The sequence below is a fragment of the Chryseobacterium sp. CG10_8 genome (genome assembly GCF_058117085.1).
This window is the reverse complement of the sequence record NZ_JBYVEB010000217.1, coordinates 1-1,779: the sequence shown is the minus strand read 5'-3', so window position 1 is coordinate 1,779 and position 1,779 is coordinate 1. Positions and strand designations below refer to the sequence as shown.

Genomic DNA, 1,779 nt, shown 5'->3' with positions numbered 1-1,779 from the left:
AACTTTAAATGATTAAAAAAAATTCTTTAGACAAAATGAAACAACTCACTGATTTGCCTAATATTGGAAAAATTCTATCACAAAAACTGAATCAAATCGATGTGTTTAACCAATTGGATCTAAAGAAATTAGGAAGCGAAAATGCCATTATAAAGATTTCTACTATCGCGGACAGTGGTGCGTGTATCAACATGCTTTATGCTTTGGAAGGCGCAATACAAGAAATCAGATGGCACAATTTACCGCAACAAAGAAAAATGGAATTAAAAGAATTCTATCAAAAGCTTATCATTAAAAGAGAATCTTAAATTCAGATTTTGCTTAGTGGAGTAATCTGAGATAACATAGGCTTTTGCACCATTTTATTTTTAAAATTAAAATGCTTCTGCTTTATAAAAATCACCGATTCCTACTCCACCTTTTTCCCTCGACTGGCTTCCAAAAGCCTAAACCAATCTTCAATATGCAAATCAATTTCCAGAGCTTTTTTCATAGACCGAATGCTCTCTGGTTTTGAAGTTCCAATAATCGGCAAAATTCCTGAAGGATGCTTTCGAAGGAACGCCAAAAGAATTTGATTTTCTTCCGCATGATATTTTTCACAAATTGAATTCAAAACAGGTTTTATCCTCACATTTTGTTCCGAATTAGGTTCGCTAAAGTAGTTGCCTAGAACTGAGTATGCCATTGGTTTTAGAGATTTCATCATCATTTGGTCCAAAGTTCCGTCGTTAAAGGATTTGGTTTCGTTGATTGAAATCTCCACTTGATTGGTTACCAAAAATGGAAAAAATTGATAAAGAAGTTCAAATTGACTCGTCGTGAAATTGCTCAGTCCGAAATCTCTAACTTTTCCATTGCTTCTTAAGATTCCAAAAGCAGCCGCAATTTCTTCAGGATTCATCAATGGTGAAGGTCGATGAAGCAGTAATAAATCCAAATAATCGGTTTTCAGATTATGCAAACTTTCATCAACTTGTTGAAGAATATACTCCTTCGAATAGTTATAATATTTTAAATCAAATTTCTTCTTTTCGCTGGGATTACAAATGCCACACTTTGAAATGAGTTGAATGCTTTCTCGAGGAATATTCATGTCGGAAAAAGCCCTTCCAAAATGCTCTTCAGTGGTGTAACCACCATAAATATCAGCATGATCAAATGTGTACAAATTTTCATCCAATGCCGCCTCAATAAGGCTTTGCACTCCCGCTTCTGTATGATTGGCTCCCCAAATTCCCCAACGCATCACTCCAATGATAATCTCAGAAAAATTCATTATATTTATTTTTATCAAAAGTACTCAAAAAATGAAAATACATACCACTAATTATATCGATACTTTTATTGAGGTGGCGGAAGATTGCCCGATTTCAGCGGCGGCTGCGCCGCCGCTGAAATCCCCAAAAACCATGGCAGAAATTAAGTATGAGATCATTTCCAAAAATCCATATCAATATACTTCGGATGATATTCTGTTCGAATGTTTTGCTCAGAAAAACGATATCACTGAAAACGAAAAATCAGAAGCTCGGGAAAAATTTTTCTCCAAAGGACAACCTTGTTTCCGATCCTCGCCGCTTACTAAAAGATATGGATTCGGGATTCATCATAATTTCGAAGGAAAAGTTGCTCTTTTCGCCGCAGAAAGCGAGGATTACCAGCATTTTTTAGAAAATGATTCCATCAAAAAAGTAAAAGCCATGCGTTCAAAAAAGAATTAAAGCCTAACTTTGCAACCAAATGAGGACAGCTATTTGATGAACCTTATTTAAATTA

3 protein-coding genes are annotated in these 1,779 nt (G+C 35.1%); 2 read left to right on the top strand and 1 reads right to left on the bottom strand.

Translation table 11 applies throughout. The features are described from left to right. Positions 1 to 35: 35 nt before the first annotated feature. Positions 36 to 308 (top strand): TfoX/Sxy family DNA transformation protein, encoded by a 273-nt coding sequence (locus tag AC4AGG_RS16325; protein ID WP_489773085.1) that lies wholly within the window; start codon positions 36 to 38, stop codon positions 306 to 308. Positions 309 to 409: 101 nt separating this feature from the next. Here the strand turns inward: AC4AGG_RS16325 and AC4AGG_RS16320 are convergent, their stop codons facing one another. Continuing rightward, the gene (locus AC4AGG_RS16320; protein WP_489773084.1) at positions 410 to 1,279 is read right to left on the bottom strand and encodes an aldo/keto reductase; all 870 of its coding nucleotides are present in this window, start codon (positions 1,277 to 1,279) and stop codon (positions 410 to 412) included. Between the two features lie 31 nt (positions 1,280 to 1,310). Between AC4AGG_RS16320 and AC4AGG_RS16315 the strand changes: the two genes are divergently transcribed. Further along, the gene (locus tag AC4AGG_RS16315) at positions 1,311 to 1,724 is read left to right on the top strand and encodes a DUF6157 family protein (protein WP_489773083.1); all 414 of its coding nucleotides are present in this window, start codon (positions 1,311 to 1,313) and stop codon (positions 1,722 to 1,724) included. The last annotated feature ends 55 nt before the right edge of the window (positions 1,725 to 1,779 follow it).

Bases quoted from the DNA above. Each gene is read 5' to 3' on its own strand.
- AC4AGG_RS16315 (WP_489773083.1), top strand. From the start codon at position 1,311: ATGAAAATACATACCACTAATTATATCGATACTTTTATTGAGGTGGCG.
- AC4AGG_RS16325 (WP_489773085.1), top strand. From the start codon at position 36: ATGAAACAACTCACTGATTTGCCTAATATTGGAAAAATTCTATCACAA.
- AC4AGG_RS16320 (WP_489773084.1), bottom strand. From the start codon at position 1,279: ATGAATTTTTCTGAGATTATCATTGGAGTGATGCGTTGGGGAATTTGG.